This window comes from Pseudomonas sp. SCB32 (assembly GCF_009189165.1).
Lineage (GTDB): Bacteria > Pseudomonadota > Gammaproteobacteria > Pseudomonadales > Pseudomonadaceae > Pseudomonas.
Map to the genome: position 1 here is coordinate 1,072,313 of NZ_CP045118.1, position 18,621 is coordinate 1,090,933.

The following is an 18,621-nucleotide window of genomic DNA, read 5'->3' on the forward strand; positions in this document are numbered from 1 at the left end:
CCGTGCCTTTACTTCGGCCAGCAGCTAGTCGACCAGGGCCTCCACCCAACCGGTGAAAGGCATACCGCGACAACTCGGGAACCTGCGCCATCATCACGACGCTCCTGTTCATTGATGCGCCAATGGCATCGACAGCGCAGCGCCACGCGTGAAATTCGCCAGCGTTTCGCGCAATGAGCGAAGACCGCCCTGGGAATGAAAATTAAAGATCAGATGCTCCACATGGTGACTGCGCACCGCATTGCGACGCGTATATCGCACGATGCACTCGACATCGGCGTTGAGTAGCTCGCTATTTTCGTATCCAAGCGCCCTGTAGATCACGAGGCGTGAAGTAAGGGTTAGGATGCATTTATGCAAATCGTAAGTGGGGACCCGCGATGACCATTATGAAAGGAGTGCGCATCGTGTCCGCGCCATGCTGCGGAGCTCACTACGCAGTGCCGCGATATCTCACGATGAACTTTATGGCGCTCGAGTACTGGACGGATGGCTGGCGTGAGTGCTCTCTCATGCCAAATGGAGCGGGCCTGCGCCGCTGCACATGCGGGCAGTTCGTTCTTATGAAGGAGTTGGTTGAGATCGGATCTGCCGAGGCCAGTGATCTGCCTCGCATTGACAAAGTCCCCGACGAACTTCTGCCTGAGTGCATCGAACAAACGGATCGTGAGGATCTTGAGGTTGCCGCAAGGCTGGAGTATTGGCGCTGCCTCAATCACCCATACAGAGAGCGATATCGGCTGCATCGGGATGCGGAAGAGGATTCCACCAAAGCTGCATGGGAGGCGGCCAATCCCGATCGCAGGACCTGGCTGGACAAATTTCGCGGTCTGAAGGCACCCACCTATCGCAGACCACTAGGGAGCCCCTTCACGTACCCAGCGTTCGAAGTGACGAACGAGCAGCTTCAGAACATGAAGCGGCTTAGCGAGATATTGTTGGGGTGGGTCAAGGCGTCTCGGCGCGGATACATCCTGGAGCTTTCCGAGCTCTACCGAGAGCAAGGGCGTTTCGCTGAGGCCGAGCAGGTGATCGTAACTCTCAATAACAACGAAGTTGGCATAACTAGCCGACTTATCAGCGACCTGGTCAATGAAAAACAGCCCGCACCGATGCGCTACATGATGTGACTTGGAAATTGACGCGAGGTGGTAATGCTATCCGCTAAGAGCTGCCCCAGATCTAGCGCAATGGCTGCACGCTTGTTCAATCCAGCAGCTCGCGGCGGGCCTTGTCCTGCTCGCGCATCTCGCGAGCCAGGTCGCGCAAAAGCGGCCTGACTCCACCCTTCCAGGCATTACGCGCGGTCGCGGCCTTTCCTTCCGAGCTTCTAGGGCCGGTGCTCTGCTTCCACGGTTGCCACTTCCGTATCAATTCCGCCTGCCGCGCCCGTCGCTCGGGTGTCCAACCGTTCGCCATGCTCCACCTCCAATAGTTCGTTCTGCGCTTTTTGGGATTTTTGCGGGCGCGCGGTTTGCTTGGTCGTGCTGTTGTTGACCTGCACCTGGTTGCCGATATTGGCCTGCTGCACGAAGGCGACCTGCCGAGGTGCCTTCAGCTCGGCGAGTGTCTGCAGAGTGGCTCTGGCCTGATTCTGGGCCTTGAGCGCCAGGCGCATATAGGACTCCAAGCCATCGCGTTGCTGGGAGCGCAGCGCCCGGCCGGTGAGCTGGGCGAACAGGTTGTCCAGCGTGTGGGCCTGTGCCAGCAGCATGCCCTCAACGCGGGTCAGGTCGCCGCTATTGATTGCGGCGGTCTGCCGACGCAGCTCGTCTACGACCTCGGTGACATCCGTATTACCCATCATCTTGCTGTCCACCAGTACGGCGGCGCTGAGGCATTCCGGGGTCAAGGCCGCACGTGCCATGGCCTGGGAGGCCGTTTCGCTGTCGTGCAGGGATCTTTTGAGCTTGTCGCTCATGCGTTCGTCTCCAGGGAGGTGTCATTGTAGTGTTGGCGCAGGGCGCTGCCACTGGTGCAGTAACGGCCTACCGGGGCATGGCAGGCCCGGCAGGACATCAGGTGCTGATAAAATTGGTCGCGTGCCCTCAGCCAGTCAGTCGAATCCGTCGCGGCCGTGTGAACGGTGCGCTGTGGCTTGTCTTCCTTGCCCTCGGCATGAACCAAGTGCTGCGGCTCGATCCACTGCGGGCGATTGATCCATGCCGGACTTGTGCGGATGAGCTCGGCCACCAGAGTGGTATCCGTATCGGCCTGCTCAATCAGATCGTGCGGCTCCAGATGCCCGCCTTCCAGCAGTTCCGCCGGTTGGGTGCCCAGCAGGCGGACAACATGACGCAGCCAGGCGCTCGACGCTCGCGATGGAGCACGTGTCTCATCGAGAGTGCCTACCCGGGGCTTGGCGATCTCCTCCAGGGACTGCTTGCGTTCAATTCCAGGTGCGGGCACCTCGGCCAGCTCGAGCTTCCGGGTCACCGGGGCGGCGGTGGTTTCATTCGCGGCGCTCAGTTCGGTCAGCAGTTCGTCCTTGTGGACGACGATGAACTGGCAAATCTCCGGGGTGATCCGCTCAACCGGCGAGACGCGCAGCTTGCCGGCTTCGGCCTCGACCGTCAGACCGGCCCGGTGCAGATAGTTCAGGGCGGCCATAGGTTAGAACTCCAGGTAGCCGGCGGCGGCGTTTGCGGATGCCGGGGGGGGCGGATTTTGCGGATTCTGCGGAGCGCCGAGCGACTGCTGGGCCTCAATGTGCGGAAGATTTGCGGAAGTTTGCGGATGCTTTGCCGTGGCCGGGCAGGGAGCGGGGATGAGCAGCGCTCCTTCCGCAACTTTCCGCAGGTCTTCCTCAATTGCATAGCCGAACAGTTGCTGGGCTTCCGCAGAGTCCGCAGCTTCCGCACGAGGGTTGATCCTGAAGTGTTTCCCGTCATAGGTCAGCAGGTGATGATGGTTCACCAGTACGGCCAGCACCTTGTCGCGCACCTTGGCCGAGCGAACTGCTGCCGGTCCCGATTTGCCCAGGTCATTGACGTGGAACTCTTTCCACTTTGCTGCGCGCTTGGAGTCACGCAGCCAGTTCATCAGCTCGAATGCGCGCTTCATCTCAGGATTAACCGTGTCGGCGTCGGTGTAGCGCAGCCACTCATCCAGGGAGTAGCGCGCCAGCATGCAGGCTCGGCGCATGCAGTCGGCGTCGATCTTCTCGGCCCCTTCGAAGTAGCCCAGCACGGTGGCCAGGCGCAATGCCTGTTCGGCCCCTCGTGCGGCGAACGGTTTCAGGTTCGCGAATTTTCCGAGCGGCCCTCGCTCATTTTCGATCTCGTTGCGGAAGTCCACCCAAACCTGAATTGCCTCTTCGTCAGGCTCCAGAACGGGCGGCGTAACCTCGCCAGTGTCCGGCTTGATATGCTCCGGGTTGGCGGCGATCTCGTTGCAGCGCGACCAGAACGCTTGCATACGCGGGTCCGCGTAGGCGCTGCTGCGCAGCGACTCGACGCTGATGAAGCAGGTGCCGGCCAGGCTAGCCGGCGCTGCGAGCAAGAAACGCGGCAGGAAGCCCTGCCCAACCAGCAGCTGATTTTCCAGCGCCTCGGCCACGGCCACCCGCTGTGCCATCAGAAGAATAGTCAGGCGCCGGTTGTGGGCCACGCCGGAGCCTTCCAAGTTGCCACGCGAGCGGGTGCGCTCGAATTTCCCCGAGCTGAAGGCCGTCGTCAGGCCACCGAGAGTCGCGGCTACGGTGTCAGCCTTCAGCGAGTGACCTCCGAGCATCTGCCCGCCTTCGTCCGTATCCCAGCTTGCTGCCGGCTTGCCTCGGATGAAGTCGCCCACCAGAGGCTCGAAAGTCGCATCGCTGTATTGGGTCTTGGGATCGGGCGGCATCGGGTTAGCCGCCAGGAACTCCTCACGCGCCTTGCCCTTCAGGCCGACTGCCATTTCCTCAATTTCCGCACAGGCTTGGCGGTGCTGAGCGCGTGCCTCCTTCTCTGCCTCGTCAATCGTCTTGAAGGCCAAGTCACGTGCGCTCGACTTACCTTCCCCCGAATCGAACAGCGACAACATGAACAGCGAACAGGGTGCGCCACCCGACTTACCCTTGAAGTGCCAGGCATTGACGCGGGTCTGTGCCAGATGGGTGGCCGCGCCGATAACGCACTGCCCGGCGATGGCAGCGGGCACCATTGCATGTTCGGCAATCGCCTCGACCGCGCTACGCATTTCGTAGGTCAGGGCGCTCTGGGGGTAGGGCGTCGGCGGTGCAACGTCCGGCAGCAGCGGTTTGGGGGCCGGCCCGGTCGGGGTCTGGATCTCGGTCATCAGGGGGGCATTCATACCCGGCCCTCCCTCAACAGGATCAAATCGTTGAAGTCGGTCAGATGCAGCGGTGCATCCTCCGGCCAGGCCGGCAGGACATACCCGCAATCGAGCATCGCGGCTGCATGGATGGCTGCCAGCTTGCCGGCGTTGGGCTTGCCCTCGGACTCCTTGGCGCGGTCATCGTCGCCGCCGACAATCAGCACGGCATTGGGATAGCGGCGCTTCAGTTCCAATCCAACCGGCAGCAGGTTGCCGGCGCTCATCGCCGCGGCGACCGGCTTGCCGGTCTGCTCGTGGAGAGAGGCCGCCGTGGCGATGCCCTCGACGATGAACAGTTCAACACCGGCCTTGATACGCCCGAACGGACAGTAGCAGCCGTTGATCCGGCTTCCCGGCAAGAAACGCTTGTTGCCATTCGCCTCGATGCGCTGAAGGTTCACCACTTCGCCGTGCAAATAGATCGGAGCCAGAAGCACGTCGCCGAGTTGGCGCAGGTGGTGGGGCTCGATGCACTTGCGGGTCAAGTACGGGTGATCAGGATCAGCCGGGCCGGCGAGCGCCCAATCGTGACACGCACGGGCAGCGGCGCGATTCCATTCGGCCTGCCGCTCTGCATCGGCTTGTTGCTGTCGCTGCTCACGCAGGCGTGCTAGATGCTGGTGCTCGACCTCCTTGGCGAGCCGGTCACTCTTATAGTCGCTGCCGAAGGGCAGCCCCAGTTGCCCCGCAATCATGCGGGCGGCATCAATCTGCCGGCAGCCGCGCAAGTAGGCCAGCAGCGACACGAGGTCGCCGCCTTTGTCGCCGCTGGCGAAGTCGTGCCAGTTGCCGGAGTGCATATTGATGCTGAACGACCCCGGATTGCGGTCGCCACGTACCGGGTTGGTCGGCCAGAACTCTTTGCCCTTGCGGGTGCCGTCCGGCAGCCAGTCAGTGAGCAGGTGGTCAGCGGCCAGCAGAGCCTTATCGGCGATACGCTGGATATCGAGGTGCAGGTTACCTTGCGAGAGGTGGGGGATGGTCTTCTTCATTACGCGCGCACCTCGCCGGTATGGTTGGCGGTGCGGCGCGCGAGGAACTCGGCGAGGTCGCTCAGGCGGTACTTCACCAAGCGGCCAACCTTGAGGAACGGCAGGTTATAGCGGCCGGTCGAGCGCCAGACGGCGAGGGTGGTCGGCTTCACGTCGAGCACGTAGGCGGCCTGTTTGTCGTCGACGCTGACGGGCGGGCTATTCGGATCAAAGCCGAGTTGGGCGGCGATCTCGGCTTTGAGTGCCGCGATAGTGGCGGCGTGCGGGGTGGACATGGGTACGACTCCATCGAGTGTGATTCGGCGGAGTCATGCTCTGAAAAGGCGGGAACTAGAAATATTCCAATCGTTACGAGTATTGGATTTTCGTTACGATTGTCAGATTGGCGCTATCTCTGTGCTCCCGGTTTTTTTGCGTAGTCCGGGGCAACGGGTCTAATCCATCTCCTGACGACGTCAGGGCCGCTTGCCAATTTGCGGTCCTCAGCCTCTTGAAGGTCGCCGTAGACGATTTCTGCCATTTTTCCGATCTTGATTTTCTGATGGGGATCCTCGCGCCATTTCTCCGTGGCGATGCTTCTGGCTAGAGCCATTACATCCTTTTTCCTATTACGGACAGCGTCCGCTCGCTTCTCAGCAAGATGCTTCCGCCTCGCTTCCAGTACAGTCATTGCGACCTCGGTTGCGATCTTCTTGGCAATCTCGACGATGTAGTCCGGCTCAGTCTTATTTTCTTCCAGCACGCACTTCAGCTCATCCACATAGATAATGTGCTGGGCTGTGACTACAGCAAGGCTCTCGGGGGTATAGGTTTCGAGCAGCTCCTGTGCGAGTTGCTCTGTGAATCGGGCATATTCTTCAGCGGACTTGGCCCTCACGCCCGGACTCCATTGGCTTGGACGGGCCAATTCCTCCGTTTGCGTTTTTTTAGCCGCGATCAGGCCACGAAGACCGAGGCCCGGAGCAGATGGCTCCTTTTTGTCGTCACTCATTTCACTCATTTCCAGACGATCCCACTTATTGATGAGGTCGGCCTGCCACGCGGGTGGGAAATCCGCTGCTCGGTTGCCACCATAGGCTGGCCGGTAACTAGCTTGAGTTGGTGTTCTACTTCTTCACCTTGCTTTTCGCCGGCAGCTTTACCTCATCGACCGGTGGCTTGATGCCTGCCGCCTCCAGCATGGCTTGCGTTGCTGTCTCGACAGACTGGCGCACTGGGTCGAGGTCAAGTCGGGCATAGATTGCCGTTGATTGAAGGTTCTTGTGGTTTAGGCTCTTGCCGATGATGGCCATCGAGGCGCCAGTCTTGGCTTGCCAACTGCCGAGGGTGCGGCGCAGATCATGGATGCGCAGGTCGGTCATGTCATAGAGCGCCGGCTCGACTGTTAGCTTCTCTGCGATGGCTCTGTAGTGCTTCTCGGCGGCGGCCGGGGCCTCGGTAATCTGGTTGTCGGCCTGTTTGCGCTCCTCGGCTGTCAGATTGCCGAGGCTTTCCAAGTGTTCGAGAAGGCGGCGCAGGCTTGCGCGGAGCAGAATCGCTGCCCATGCCTTTTTAGGCTCGACCAAATGACCAGTCTTCCCTTCCCCGGGGAACACGAATTGCGAGGTTCCGGTGGAGCGCTTGCGGACACGGAGGGCGGCTACGGCCTCTGGCGGCAGGGTTACATTCTGCGGTGTTCCGTTCTTCGTCATGCCGATGCGCCAGATCCGGGCGTCGAGGTCGAGGTCCCGCCAGGCCATTTCCTGCACGTTGGAGCGCCGCGCGCCAGTCAATAGCGACAGTAGGAAAAAGTCGCTCAAGCTCGACTCGGCTATGGCTGCGAACAGGTATGGAAGTTCGGCAGCTTGTGCGAAGCGGTCGCGAGAAGGTGCGGGGTTTTTCTGAACGCGGCTCGCCGGGTTGGTGCCCTCGAACAGCTCAAGGTCTGTGGCGAAGTTGAATACAGAGGAGGCGACGGCCATCGCCTTATCGGCTTGCGCTGGACTTGTTTTGGTCGCCTTTGCATGAGCAGCTTTCATGTCTTGCTTGGTGATGTGTGACAGCTTCTTCGACTTGATCGATTCCAGGTGCAGGCGCAGAAGGTCGCGGTAGTCCCTTTTAGTCTTCTCGCCCAGCGCAGTGCCGTCGCGCTTTTTCTTCTTCTTGAGGAAATCCTCGAACATCTCGGCAAAGGTCGGTTCTTCTCGAATCGCTCGGCGAGCTGCTGCGGGGTTCGCGCCGGTGGCGAACTCGCCGAGGACTTTCTGAGCCTCGGTGCGTGCCTGCTCGACAGTCATTTCAGGGAAGGTTCCCAGTTTCACCCAAGCAATCGAGGCGCCTGCCCGCTTGATTACGTAGAAGGTGCGGGTGCCGGTTGCGGTGATCCGCATTGCCAGCTTTGGCACTTCGGTATCGTAGATGGCCAAACGCTTGCCGGCCTCGGGCAGGGGGAATGCCAGAAGAGCGGTTTTGGTGAATTTCAGCTTCGCCATGATCCTGCCTCGACTCCTTCCAATAAAAGCCGGGCTAACACCGGGCTAACATGGGCTAACAAATTTGGTCGAAATTCATGTTAGCCCGTAAAGCTAGGGTAGGCGTTAAGGTAGGGTTTTGTATAGGATTATTAAGGTAGGTAAATGAGAGGGTATCTGTATACCTTCCCATTCGTAATGAGAAGGTCGGGGGTTCGATTCCTCTTACCGGCACCAGCTTCAACAAAAAGCCCCGCTTTCGAGCGGGGCTTTTTGTTTGTCTGGACTTCAGTCTGCGGCGTGGCCGTGGGGGTTGTGGCTCTGCCAGTTCCAGGCGTCGCGGCAAATGTCTTCGACGTCGCGCGTGGCATGCCAGTGCAGTTCGTCAACGGCCAGGCTGGGGTCTGCGTGGGAGCTCGCCACATCGCCAGGTCGGCGCTCCAGGAATTGCCGGGCAGCTCATGGTCGCAGGCCTTTTCATAGGCGCCGATGATTTCCAGCACGCTGTAGCCGCGCCCGGTGCCGAGGTTGAAGGTCCTGGCGCCCTGGGCGCCGTCCAGCCAGCGCAATGCGCAGAGGTGGGCGTCGGCAAGGTCGCAGGCGTGCAGGTAGTCACGCACGCCGGTGCCGTCGGGCGTTGGGTAGTCGCTGCCGAATCTGCGGATGTAGGGTTGTCGGCCGGTCGCCACTTGCGAGACGTAGGGCATCAGGTTGTTGGGGATGCCGTTGGGGGGGCTCGCCGATCTGCCCGCTGGCGTGGGCTCCGACCAGGTTGAAGTAGCGCAGGATGGCGATCTCCCATTGCGGGTCGGCGTGGGCGATGTCGCGTAGCGCAATCTCGGCTATCAGTTTCGACTGGCCATAGGGGCTGGCCGGCGAGGTGGGTGCGTCCTCGCGGATCGGGCTTTGCGCGGCGAGTCCGTAAACCGTTGCGGAGGAGCTATAGATGAAGCGCTTTACGCCATGGCGCTGCATCACCTCGCAAAGCGGCAGGGTGCCGGCGAAGTTGTTCTGGTAGTAGGTGATCGGGTTGGCCACCGATTCGGCGACGGATTTCAGCCCGGCCAGGTGGATGGTCGCTTCGATCGCGTGCTCGCTGAAGAGTCGTCCAGCGTGGCTTCGCAGCGGATATCGCCTTCGACGAAAGGAATGGCCTGCCCGGTGAGCTGCTCGATCCGCCGCAGCGGAACGGTGGAGCTGTTGCTCAGGTTGTCCAGGATGACAGGGGTGAAGCCCTGTTTGATCAGCTCCATACAAATGTGGGAGCCGATGTAGCCGCAGCCCTCGGTCAACAGGATCTTTCTCTTCATGATCTCGCCAGTGCTTTCCTTGCGCCGAATCGGCCGTCCCTGAATTCTCTCAGAGGCGGCCGAGCCGGCCCTATGCAGGGCGGCGTGATCGAATTGGCAACTTGGTGTCGTGTTACAGGCTCAAGCGCATCGACAGGTCCAGGGCCTTGACGTCCTTGGTCAGGGTGCCGATGGAGATGTAGTCCACACCCGTCTCGGCGACGGTGCGCAGGGTCGCCTCGGTGATGCCGCCGGAGGCCTCCAGCTTTGCGCGGCCGGCGGTGAGGGCGACGGCGGTGCGCATGTCGTCCAGGCTCAGTTCATCGAGCATGATGATGTCGGCACCGGCATCCAGAGCCTGACGTAGTTCGGCGAGGTCTTCCACTTCGATTTCCACCGGCTTGCCCGGGGCGATGCGGTGGGCTTCGGCGATGGCCTGGGCAATGCCACCGCAGGCGGCGATGTGGTTTTCCTTGATCAGGAAGGCGTCGTACAAGCCGATGCGGTGGTTGTGGCAGCCGCCGCAGGTGATCGCGTACTTCTGCGCCAGGCGCAGGCCGGGCAGGGTCTTGCGGGTATCGAGCAGCTTCACGCCGGTACCGTCGACCAGGTCGGAATAGTGGCGGGCGCGGGTGGCGGTGCCGGACAGCAACTGGAGGAAGTTCAGCGCGCTGCGTTCGCCGGTGAGCAAGGCGCGGGCCGGGCCTTCGAGGGTGAACAGGGTCTGGTCGGCGCTGACTCGCTCGCCATCGCGGACCTGCCATTTCACCTCGACGCGCGGGTTGACCTGGCGGAAGACTTCATCGACCCAGGCGCTGCCCGCTACGGTGGCATTCTCGCGGGTAATGATGCGCGCGGCAGCGTCGCGCTCGGCGGGGATCAGCTGGGCGGTGATGTCGCCGCTGCCCACGTCTTCGGCCAAGGCGGCGCGCACGTTGGCCTGGATTTCCCCGGAAAGCTCGGCGAGGGTGAGGTTCGGCATGGAGGGCTCCTGTTCGCAGTGGCGGGATTATACGGGCGACGGGCCTGGGCGGGTATCGATTGGCGTCTGCGGCCAGCCGCTTGTCTGTCAGACAAGCGGCATCTGAAACGACGTGAAATTCTTCAAGAATGCGAGAAATGACTCTTGGTTGTTCAAGAACCTTCCCTATAATGATGCCGAATCTTTCTACTTTTTGACGCCACGAAATTGACGTTATGGATGACGCTTCGATGACTGTTGGTACCGCCAGCCAGCCCGGCCAGGGCTGACGGCAGGAGACTTGCGATGCAGAAGGACGCGAACGCGAACGTAGTGCCGCTGAACAAGTCGGCTGCTCCCGAGCCGTCGGCGAGTTCGCTTGCCGTTCGTCTGCCGGCGGCAGTGGTCAGCGTGCGCGACAAAGTGGCTGTCCAGTTGCGTCAGGCCATGCAGGCGCTGTTCGACAACGCCGACGACACCCTGTTCGAGATGGCCGATCGCGCCGGCAACAACGCCGAACAGAGCGCCTATTTCGAAGCCATGCGCGACCTGCGTCTCAAGCGCAAGAACATCGAGCGCGACTTCCTGCAGAAAGTCTTCGAACAATTCGCCAAGCTCGGTCAGTACGAAATCGGCCGCGCATCGCCGCTGGGCGCCGTTTCCTACGACAATCTCACCCTGGTCCAGAACGATGAGCTGGAAGAGTCCGTGGCGCTGGATGCCATGGTCGCCAAGGTGATGAGCCGTGACGGTATTGCCCTGGGGCACCTCACCACCCGTTTCAACAAGCTGGTCAGCAGGAAAGTCGAGGACAAGACCAACCCGCTGGGGCCGCGCCTGCTGTGCGAGGCGTTCCTCGAGGCATGCCAGGGGTTGGGGGTGGAGATCAAGGTCAAGCTGATCATCCTCAAGCTGTTCGACAAGTATGTGCTGGCCGAGGCCGAGCACCTGTATGCCGAAGCGAACCAGACGCTGATCGCCCTCGGCGTGCTTCCGGAATTGAAGAACGTACCGCTGCGTCGTCCGCCGCAGCGTACGGCGCCAAGCCAGGGAAGCGCCGCTGCCTCCGGCACCGGCTCGGTGGAGCAGGGCGGTGCGCAGTACCTGGACAGCGAGTCCCAGGCGGCCTTCTCCGCCCTGCAGGACCTGCTCTCACAGGTGCGTGGCAGAACCGTCGCGCCGACCCGCGCCGTACCTTCCGATGCGGTACCGATCACCAGCAGCGACCTGATGCGCCTGCTCTCCCACCTGCAGTCTCACCTGCCGGCGCAGACCATCGATGAGATCGATGTACGCCAGCACTTGGATCACCTGCTGACCCGCGTCAGCTCCAAGAGTGGCCGCTCTCGCGTGGTCGGCCAGGTCGACGAGGACGTCATCAATCTCGTCTCCATGCTCTTTGAATTCATCCTCGACGACCGCACCCTGCCGGACTCCCTGAAGGCCCTGATCGGCCGCATGCAGATTCCGATGCTCAAGGTCGCGGTGCTCGACAAGACCTTCTTCAGCCGCGGCAGCCACCCGGCGCGCCGCCTGCTCAACGAGATCGCCTCGGCGGCTCTGGGCTGGGGCGAGCAGACCGACGGCCAGCGCGACTACCTGTACCAGAAGATCGAGCAGGTGGTGATGCGCCTGCTGAACGACTTCGTCGACGATCCGGCGATCTTCTCCGAGTTGCTCGAGGAGTTCATCGTCTTCACCGGTGACGAGCGTCGCCGCAGCGATCTGCTCGAACAGCGCACCCGGGACGCCGAGGAGGGCCGCGCCCGTGCCGAGCTTGCGCGCCAGGACGTGGAGCAGGTTCTCAACGAACGCCTGCTGGGCCGCACGCTGCCTGAAGTGGTGGTGCGCCTGCTGCAGGAAGCCTGGAGCAAGGTGCTGCTGCTCACCTGCCTCAAGCACGGCACTGCGTCTAACGAGTGGAGCGCGGCGCTGGTTACCATGGACGATCTGATCTGGAGCGTGGAGCCCCACGACGACCCGGATTCACGTCTGCGCCTGCTGGATAAGGTTCCGCAGCTCCTCAAGTCGCTGCGCGAGGGCCTGACTTCTGCTGCCTTCGATCCGTTCTCCACCGGCGAATTCTTCAGTCGCCTGGAAGGGCTGCACGTGCAGGCCTTCCAGCGCTACAAGCAGGCCGAGGAGCAACGGACCGCGGCGCTGGACGACGACCTGCCGTTGCTCGATGAGCCGCTGGATGCGCCTGTGGCGGCCGCTCCCGCTCCCGCTGCGCCGGCGATGGTGGCCGTCGTGGCGGAAATCATCCTTGCTGCTCCCGAAGAGGCCCGGGTGGTGGAGCCCGAAGAAGTGCTTGCCGATGATGACGCGTCGCTGCGTCGGGTCGATGATCTGCGGGTTGGCAGCTGGGTCGAGATCCAGGAAGACGAAGAGCACAAGCTGCGCTGCAAGCTGGCGGCGGTGATCCGCCCGAGTTGCCGCTACATCTTCGTCAATCGCACCGGCATGAAAGTACTGGAGAAAACCCGTATGGGCCTGGCCCTGGAGTTCCGCCGCAACGCCGTGCGCCTGCTCGACGACGCCCTGCTGTTCGACCGCGCCCTGGAGTCGGTCATCGGCAACCTGCGCCGCCTGAAGAACGCATGACCGGACCGCGCCATCGCGGCGCGGTGCTCCCGCGAGTTCATTTCCCTGTGCGGCTGCTTTAGAGTGGGGTTCTGCCAAGGAGCCCCCATGCAGCTCGATCCTCTTACCGGCTGGTGCCAAGGCGCCCAGCATTGCCCCTCGCCGAACTTCAATGCCCGCCCGGACGGCGAGGTGGTGTCGTTGCTGGTGATCCACAACATCAGCCTGCCGCCGGGCCAGTTCGGTACCTGTAAGGTTCAGGAGTTCTTCCAGAACCGTCTCGACGCCGACGAGCATCCCTATTTCGCCGGCATCGCCGCCATGACCGTTTCCGCGCACTTCCTCATCGAGCGCGACGGTTCGCTGTTCCAGTTCGTGTCGTGTAATGAGCGCGCCTGGCACGCCGGCGTGTCACGCTTCGACGGGCGGGAGAATTGCAACGATTTTTCCATCGGCATCGAACTGGAGGGGACCGATTGCGATCCCTATAGCGATCGCCAGTACGAGGTGCTGGCGGAGCTGACACGGCAATTACAGGCGTGCTATCCGGCCATTACCCCGGCGCGCATCCAGGGGCACTGCGATATCGCCCCCGAGCGCAAGACCGACCCGGGTGAGGCGTTCGACTGGGCGCGCTATTTCGCCGCCATCGGAGCGAAGGAGTCGATATGAGTTTCCTGGTGCTGTTGCTGGTTCTGGTTGTCGAGAAACTCTCTTCCTGGCGCGCGCGCCTGCAGCGCGACAGCCTGTGGCTCGGCTGGTTGGATACCGTGGGCGGTGTGCCGTCGCTGGTGGCCAAACCCTGGCTCGGGCTGCTCACGGCGCTGTTGCCACCCTTGCTGCTGCTGGCGCTGCTGCTGACCTTGCTGGAGCCTGTCGCCTATGGGCTGCTGGCGCTGCCGGTGCACCTGCTGGTGGCGGTGTGGAGCCTGGGGCGTGGCGACATCCTGCGGGCCACCGGCCCGTTCCGTGATGCCTGGCGCCGCGAGGATGCCCAGGGTGCCTACCACGTTGCCGAGCGCGACCTTGGCGTGCAGGCCGACAACGACGACGAGCTGCTGGCGCAGGTACAGGGCACGCTGGTGTGGCAGGCCTATCAGGCGTTCTTCGCGGTGATCTTCTGGTACGCATTGCTGGGGCCGGTGGCCGCGCTGACCTATCGTTTGCTGGCCATCGCAGCGGAGCAGGGCAGGCAGCCGGAGTTGCGCGAGCGTGCCGTCCAGTTGCGTCATGCGTTCGACTGGCTGCCGGCGCGGGCGTTGGTGCTGAGCTTCGCCCTGGTGGGCAACTTCGTCGCCGTCAGCCGCAGCCTGCTGCATGACCTGCTGGCCTGGGATGTACCCGCCGCCCGGCTGCTGGCCCAGGCCGGCTACGTCGCCGAGGACTTCAATGAAGGTGGTCTGGGCGCCAAGGGTGTCGCCAGCCTGGATGCTCTCTGGCAGTTGCTGGTGCGCTCGGCGGTGCTTTGGTACGCGGCCTTCGCCGTCTGGACCCTGCTGTTGTAAGAGCCTGACACCGGACCCGCCGCCGTTGGTCCGGTGATGGCATTTTAACCTTAAGTTACAGAACTCCCCGCCGATATCAGGTACACAGAAGCCTGTGCGCGCCGTTCCGGTCTGTGATCTCCATCACGAGCCGTTCCGGCGAGCGCGCGTGCGGCGTGCGCCAGTCCAGGGGCGCACCTGCCATCCCCGACAAGCGACATAACAATAACGGGAACAGGAGACGTCTTTGTGAGGACTGTGCTCTATCCGGCCATCGCGCTGATGAACCGCCTGAGCTTCGGCATGAAGTTCAGCCTGATCAGCGTGCTGTTTTTCCTGCCGATGCTGATCACCAATTTCTATCTGGTGCGTGACTCCTATCGCCAGTTCGTCAGCACCCGCTCCGAACTTCAAAGCCTGCAGCTGATCGGCAATGGCCAGCAGATCCGCCGCAATGTCGAAGCCTACAACGATCTGCTGCAGATCAACGGCGTGCTCGGCCAGTCCAGCAAGGGCGGCGGCATCGACGGGCGCATCGCCCAGGTGCACAAGGACCTGCTGGCGCAGATCGGTGCGCTGCAGCCGGTCACCCAGGACGTCGATCAGGTCGCCGAATTCAACGCCAAGCGCGACGAGTTGCTCAGCTCCCTCAAGGGCGTGGAGAGCGAGGGCTCGCTGCAGAGCAAGGCGGCTACGGCGGCACGCCTGCTCAGCCAGGTGCAGGTGTTCAACAAGCTGCTGCTGTCCCAGGGCGGGCTGAGCCAGGACGACGCCCGTGACGTGCGCCAGCTCGCCGAACTGATTACCACCGTGACCCCGCACATTACCCAGACCCTCAGCGTGGGCCGTACCATCGGCTCCGGTGCGCTGGGCCAGGGCTTCCTCAATTCGTCCGCGAGCGACCGCTTCAATGACCTGCTGCAGGAGCTGGAAAAGCTCCACGCCGAGTACGGCCTGAAGTTGCAGGACGCCCTGGGCGGCAGTGCCGCCGCGCAGGCCGCGCTGGCCACCGACGCCGAGGCCAGCCGCGAAACCCTCAAGAGCCTGGGCAAGCTGTTCGAGGACAAGGTGGTGATGGCCGATACCCTCGACACCCCCTGGGCCAACTTCTATGACCAGGTCAGCCAGTCGATGGACAAGACCTACCGCCTCGACGACCAGGTGCTGGCCTTCATCGACCACGCGCTGCAGGAGCGCCTGGCCAGCAAGCAGCGGCAGATGGTGCTGCTGGTGCTGGCGCTGCTGGTGGTGTTCCTCGCCATCGGCTACCTGTACAGCGGCTTCTACGTCTCCACCCGCACCACCCTCAAGAGCCTGGGGCAGATGATGGAGCACGTCGCCTCCGGTGACATGACGGTCACCTTCCGCGCGCAGAGCCAGGACGAGCTCGGCGAGCTCGGGCAGGCCTTCAACCAGACGGTGGCGAGGATTCACGACCTCATCGAGCAGGTCGGCCGCACCGTCGCCGAGGTCGAGCGGCAGACCGTGCGGGTCGAGTCGGTATCCGCCGAGAGCAACCAGGCCGTGACCGGCCAGCGCAACCAGATCGAGCAGGTCGCCACGGCGATGAACCAGATGGCGGCCACTGCCCAGGAGGTGGCGCGCAGCGCCGCCGTGGCGGTGGGCAGCGCGCACAATGTCAACCAGGAAACCGCCAGCGGCCGCGCCCTGGTGGAGTCCCAGGTGGGCAGCATCCAGCGCCTGGCCGGCGAGATCGACGAGTCGGTGGCGGTGATCAACCAGTTGGCGGCCGACAGCGCCTCCATCAGCCGCGTGCTGGATGTGATCAAGGGCATCGCCGAACAGACCAACCTGCTTGCGCTCAACGCCGCCATCGAAGCGGCGCGGGCTGGCGAGCAGGGCCGCGGTTTCGCGGTGGTGGCCGACGAGGTGCGCACGCTGGCCAAGCGCACCCAGCAGTCCACCGAGGAAATCGAGCAGATGATCGCCCGCCTGCAGAACGGCGTGGGCGCGGCGGTGAAGGCGATGGGCAGCAGTCATCACACCGCCGATGGCACTGTGAGTCAGTCGGAGCAGGTGCAGCTGGCGCTGGAGAACATCCTCCAGGCGGTGGGCGCCATCGTCGACCAGAACCAGCAGATCGCCGCCGCCGCCGAGCAGCAGACGGCGGTCGCCCATGACATCGACCAGAACATCGTGCAGATCAACCAGGCCGGTGAGCGCACCGCCGAAGGCGCCAGCGAGACCGAGCGCGCCAGCCGCGAGCTGACCGGGCAGGTGGTCGAGCTCAAGCGCCTGATTGGCGCGTTCCGGGTCTGAGAAAGGGTTTTCATCAGCAGCCCGGTATCCGCGTGAGCGCAAGGACGCTTCCCCATCTCGCGGATACCGGGTTGTCGGTGAATTCAGGTTCATGATCGAGTGCTTGTGACCCTGTAGGAGCGAGCTTGCTCGCGAACAGATGTCCCCTATGACGCCATCGCCGGGTGGTTCGCGAGCAAGCTCGCTCCTACGAAGAGCACGAGAGCGAATCGCGCAGCTTCGCTGTTACCCGTTCAATCCCGAGTTTCCCGGAGGAGCGGGCCATGCCCGCGATCGCGCCCATGGGGCGCTCCTACAAGAGCAGCGGCTCAGGTCCAGCCGAACAACTCCATCGCGTTGCGCGTGCTGGCGCTCGCCAGTTCTTCCGGGCTGACGCCCTTGAGCTCCGCCAGCGCCGCGCAGATCTCCGGAAGGTGTTCGGGGCTGTTGCGCACGTAGGGATACATGGCCGGCGCCATGTCCGGCGAGTCGGTCTCCAGCACGATGGACTCCAGCGGAATCTCCGGTACCACCTTGCGCAGGCGGTTGGCCTGCGGCCAGGTTGGCGCACCGCCCAGCCCCAGGCGGAAACCCAGCTTGAGGTACTCGCGGGCTTCCTCGCGGCTGCCGGCGAAGGCATGGATGATGCCCTGGCGCTCGGACCTGAAGCGCTTGAGGGTAGCGATCACCGCCGCATGGGAGCGGCGCACGTGCAGCAGCACCGGCAGTTCGAAGTCGATGGCGGCGCGCAGCTGATCCTCGAAGATCGCCTGTTGGCCGTCACGGTCGAGGTCTTCCAGGTAGTAGTCCAGGCCGATTTCACCCACTGCGCAGAGCTTGGGATGACCCGCCAGGCGCTCCAGCCAGTCACGCAGCGCCGTCAGGTGCTCGGGCCGATGGCGCGCCAGGTAGATCGGGTGTAGCCCGATGGCGGCATACAGGTCGGGTTCTTGCTCGACCAGTGTCCAGACGTCCTCCCAGTTCTCGCGGGACACCCCTAGCAGCACCTGACGGATCACCCCGCGCTCGCGGCTGCGCTGTAGCACCGCCTGACGGTCGTCGGCGAAGTCCGGGCAGTCGAGGTGGTTGTGGGTGTCGATCAGCTGCATGGTCTTACTCCGTGCGCAGTTTCAGGGTGCGCGCGACGGGATGTACGCCGGGGGTGTAGCTGTTCTGTTCTATCGCGCTCAGCGCCAGGTCCAGGGCCCGCTCGGCGATCAATGCGTGCTGCTGGGAGATCGCATTGACCTTCAGCGGGACGAAGTCGAGCAGCTGGGTGTCGCCGAAGGTGGCGATGCGCAGCCCCGCGGGCCAGCCCTCGGGCCGGGCCTGGAGCACGTCGAAGACACCTTCGAGCAGGACGTAGGAGGTGGTGATCAGCGCATCGGGCAACTGGCCCTGAAGCGCCAGCAACTCTTCCATCAGCCGGCGGCCGCAGTCACGGCTGAATGTCTCGCCGTGCTCGACCAGGACCTGTCCCTTGAAGTCGCGCAGCGCGCTACGGAAGCCCGCCGCCCGCTCCTGGCTGATGATCAGTTCCGAGCGCGCGCCGAGCAGGGCGATGCTCCGTGGCGCCGGGTTCAGCAGGCTGGCGGTGAGGCGCTGGCAGGCCTCGCGGTCGTCGCTGACCACCGAGCAGAAGCGCTGTGGATCGAGCTGGCGGTCCACTGCGATCACCGGCACGCCGATGGCCAGCAGGCGGGCCAGGCTGTCGTCGTTGCCCGGCAGGCAGCTGGCGACGATCAGCGCATCGCAACGTCGCGCGCGGAACAGGTTGAGTACCTGGCGCTCGGTATCGGGCTCGTCGTCGGAGCTGGCGATCAGCAACTGGTAGCCACGGGCCCGGGCGCCCTGTTCGAGCAGCTTGGCCAGCTTGGCGTAGCTGGGATTTTCCAGGTCCGGGAGGACGAAGCCGAGGGTACGGGTCTGGCCGCGGCGCAGGCTGGCGGCCTGCTGGTCCGGGTGGTAGCCGTGCTCTTCGATCACCGCGCGCACGCGCTCCACCGTGGCGGCGCTGATGCGTCGCTGCACGGCCTTGCCGTTGATCACATAGCTGGCGGTGGTGACCGAAACACCGGCCAGGCGGGCGATATCACTGAGTTTCAACGCGATGGGCTGCCGACAATTGGGGGCTTCAAGGATCACGCATTATCGAGTAACGTTCCAGTCTCAATAGGTGAAACGATTCAGCATTCCATGTGGACATTGCCTGAAAGCCGCTCCGGCGGCCGAGAAATCCACAGGTTCTAAGCTGTTCACCATACAAGCGGAAGACCGCCCCACGAC

The 18,621-nt window shown here is 63.2% G+C and carries 15 protein-coding genes and 1 pseudogene; 5 read left to right on the forward strand and 11 right to left on the reverse strand.

The features are described from left to right. Positions 1-380 precede the first annotated feature (380 nt). Positions 381-1,130 (forward strand): hypothetical protein, encoded by a 750-nt coding sequence (locus GA645_RS05035; RefSeq protein WP_152220516.1) that lies wholly within the window; start codon positions 381-383, stop codon positions 1,128-1,130. 200 nt (positions 1,131-1,330) lie between these two features. Here the strand turns inward: GA645_RS05035 and GA645_RS28965 are convergent, their stop codons facing one another. From GA645_RS28965 to nadC, 9 genes and pseudogenes are all read right to left on the reverse strand, one after another. Further along, on the reverse strand, positions 1,331-1,921 hold the full coding sequence (locus GA645_RS28965) for a hypothetical protein (RefSeq protein ID WP_256676069.1): 591 nt from the start codon (positions 1,919-1,921) through the stop codon (positions 1,331-1,333). Beyond that, a complete protein-coding gene (locus GA645_RS05050) occupies positions 1,918-2,610 on the reverse strand; it encodes a hypothetical protein (RefSeq protein ID WP_152220520.1) in 693 nt (230 codons plus the stop codon). Before GA645_RS05050 ends, GA645_RS28965 begins: the two co-directional genes overlap by 4 nt. A 3-nt stretch (positions 2,611-2,613) precedes the next feature. Next, positions 2,614-4,293 carry a DUF3987 domain-containing protein gene (locus GA645_RS05055; protein WP_152220522.1) on the reverse strand — a complete coding sequence of 560 codons (1,680 nt, stop codon included), beginning with the start codon at positions 4,291-4,293 and terminating at the stop codon, positions 2,614-2,616. After that, positions 4,290-5,309 carry a toprim domain-containing protein gene (locus tag GA645_RS05060; RefSeq protein WP_152220524.1) on the reverse strand — a complete coding sequence of 340 codons (1,020 nt, stop codon included), beginning with the start codon at positions 5,307-5,309 and terminating at the stop codon, positions 4,290-4,292. Before GA645_RS05060 ends, GA645_RS05055 begins: the two co-directional genes overlap by 4 nt. Further along, a complete protein-coding gene (locus GA645_RS05065; protein WP_152220525.1) occupies positions 5,309-5,584 on the reverse strand; it encodes a helix-turn-helix domain-containing protein in 276 nt (91 codons plus the stop codon). The genes GA645_RS05060 and GA645_RS05065 overlap by 1 nt, the downstream gene beginning before the upstream one ends. A 113-nt stretch (positions 5,585-5,697) precedes the next feature. Further along, complete coding sequence (locus GA645_RS05070; protein ID WP_152220526.1) at positions 5,698-6,300, reverse strand: hypothetical protein; 603 nt, start codon at positions 6,298-6,300, stop codon at positions 5,698-5,700. Between the two features lie 115 nt (positions 6,301-6,415). Then, entirely contained in the window at positions 6,416-7,780 is a 1,365-nt protein-coding gene (locus GA645_RS05075) for a tyrosine-type recombinase/integrase (RefSeq protein WP_152220527.1), read from the reverse strand. 267 nt (positions 7,781-8,047) lie between these two features. After that, a pseudogene (galE, locus tag GA645_RS05080) lies at positions 8,048-9,069 on the reverse strand (UDP-glucose 4-epimerase GalE). Between the two features lie 112 nt (positions 9,070-9,181). Then, a complete protein-coding gene (nadC, locus tag GA645_RS05085) occupies positions 9,182-10,030 on the reverse strand; it encodes a carboxylating nicotinate-nucleotide diphosphorylase (protein WP_152220529.1) in 849 nt (282 codons plus the stop codon). 285 nt (positions 10,031-10,315) lie between these two features. Here nadC and GA645_RS05090 point away from each other — a divergent pair, with 285 nt between their 5' ends. The 4 genes from GA645_RS05090 (at position 10,316) to GA645_RS29255 (ending at position 16,356) form a co-directional block, all read left to right on the forward strand. Continuing rightward, positions 10,316-12,613: a DUF1631 domain-containing protein gene (locus tag GA645_RS05090; protein WP_152220531.1), complete on the forward strand. Its 2,298-nt coding sequence runs from the start codon at positions 10,316-10,318 to the stop codon at positions 12,611-12,613. An 87-nt stretch (positions 12,614-12,700) separates the two neighbouring features. Continuing rightward, entirely contained in the window at positions 12,701-13,264 is a 564-nt protein-coding gene (gene ampD / locus GA645_RS05095) for a 1,6-anhydro-N-acetylmuramyl-L-alanine amidase AmpD (protein WP_152220533.1), read from the forward strand. Further along, entirely contained in the window at positions 13,261-14,097 is an 837-nt protein-coding gene (ampE, locus tag GA645_RS05100) for a regulatory signaling modulator protein AmpE (protein ID WP_152220535.1), read from the forward strand. Before ampD ends, ampE begins: the two co-directional genes overlap by 4 nt. A 1,554-nt stretch (positions 14,098-15,651) precedes the next feature. Further along, positions 15,652-16,356 carry a methyl-accepting chemotaxis protein gene (locus GA645_RS29255; protein WP_372239799.1) on the forward strand — a complete coding sequence of 235 codons (705 nt, stop codon included), beginning with the start codon at positions 15,652-15,654 and terminating at the stop codon, positions 16,354-16,356. Positions 16,357-16,664: 308 nt separating this feature from the next. On the opposite strand, the gene GA645_RS05110 is transcribed toward GA645_RS29255, so the two are convergent. Beyond that, a complete protein-coding gene (locus tag GA645_RS05110) occupies positions 16,665-17,444 on the reverse strand; it encodes a TatD family hydrolase (RefSeq protein WP_152220539.1) in 780 nt (259 codons plus the stop codon). Between the two features lie 4 nt (positions 17,445-17,448). Next, positions 17,449-18,441, reverse strand: coding sequence for a catabolite repressor/activator (cra, locus tag GA645_RS05115; protein WP_152220541.1), 993 nt, complete (start codon positions 18,439-18,441; stop codon positions 17,449-17,451). Positions 18,442-18,621: the final 180 nt, after the last annotated feature.

Excerpts from the sequence above, each read along its gene's own strand:
- GA645_RS05035 (WP_152220516.1), top strand. The coding sequence starts at position 381 with ATGACCATTATGAAAGGAGTGCGCATCGTGTCCGCGCCATGCTGCGGA.
- GA645_RS28965 (WP_256676069.1), bottom strand. The coding sequence starts at position 1,921 with ATGAGCGACAAGCTCAAAAGATCCCTGCACGACAGCGAAACGGCCTCC.
- GA645_RS05050 (WP_152220520.1), bottom strand. The coding sequence starts at position 2,610 with ATGGCCGCCCTGAACTATCTGCACCGGGCCGGTCTGACGGTCGAGGCC.
- GA645_RS05055 (WP_152220522.1), bottom strand. The coding sequence starts at position 4,293 with ATGAATGCCCCCCTGATGACCGAGATCCAGACCCCGACCGGGCCGGCC.
- GA645_RS05060 (WP_152220524.1), bottom strand. The coding sequence starts at position 5,309 with ATGAAGAAGACCATCCCCCACCTCTCGCAAGGTAACCTGCACCTCGAT.
- GA645_RS05065 (WP_152220525.1), bottom strand. The coding sequence starts at position 5,584 with ATGTCCACCCCGCACGCCGCCACTATCGCGGCACTCAAAGCCGAGATC.
- GA645_RS05070 (WP_152220526.1), bottom strand. The coding sequence starts at position 6,300 with ATGAGTGACGACAAAAAGGAGCCATCTGCTCCGGGCCTCGGTCTTCGT.
- GA645_RS05075 (WP_152220527.1), bottom strand. The coding sequence starts at position 7,780 with ATGGCGAAGCTGAAATTCACCAAAACCGCTCTTCTGGCATTCCCCCTG.
- nadC (WP_152220529.1), bottom strand. The coding sequence starts at position 10,030 with ATGCCGAACCTCACCCTCGCCGAGCTTTCCGGGGAAATCCAGGCCAAC.
- GA645_RS05090 (WP_152220531.1), top strand. The coding sequence starts at position 10,316 with ATGCAGAAGGACGCGAACGCGAACGTAGTGCCGCTGAACAAGTCGGCT.
- ampD (WP_152220533.1), top strand. The coding sequence starts at position 12,701 with ATGCAGCTCGATCCTCTTACCGGCTGGTGCCAAGGCGCCCAGCATTGC.
- ampE (WP_152220535.1), top strand. The coding sequence starts at position 13,261 with ATGAGTTTCCTGGTGCTGTTGCTGGTTCTGGTTGTCGAGAAACTCTCT.
- GA645_RS29255 (WP_372239799.1), top strand. The coding sequence starts at position 15,652 with ATGGCGGCCACTGCCCAGGAGGTGGCGCGCAGCGCCGCCGTGGCGGTG.
- GA645_RS05110 (WP_152220539.1), bottom strand. The coding sequence starts at position 17,444 with ATGCAGCTGATCGACACCCACAACCACCTCGACTGCCCGGACTTCGCC.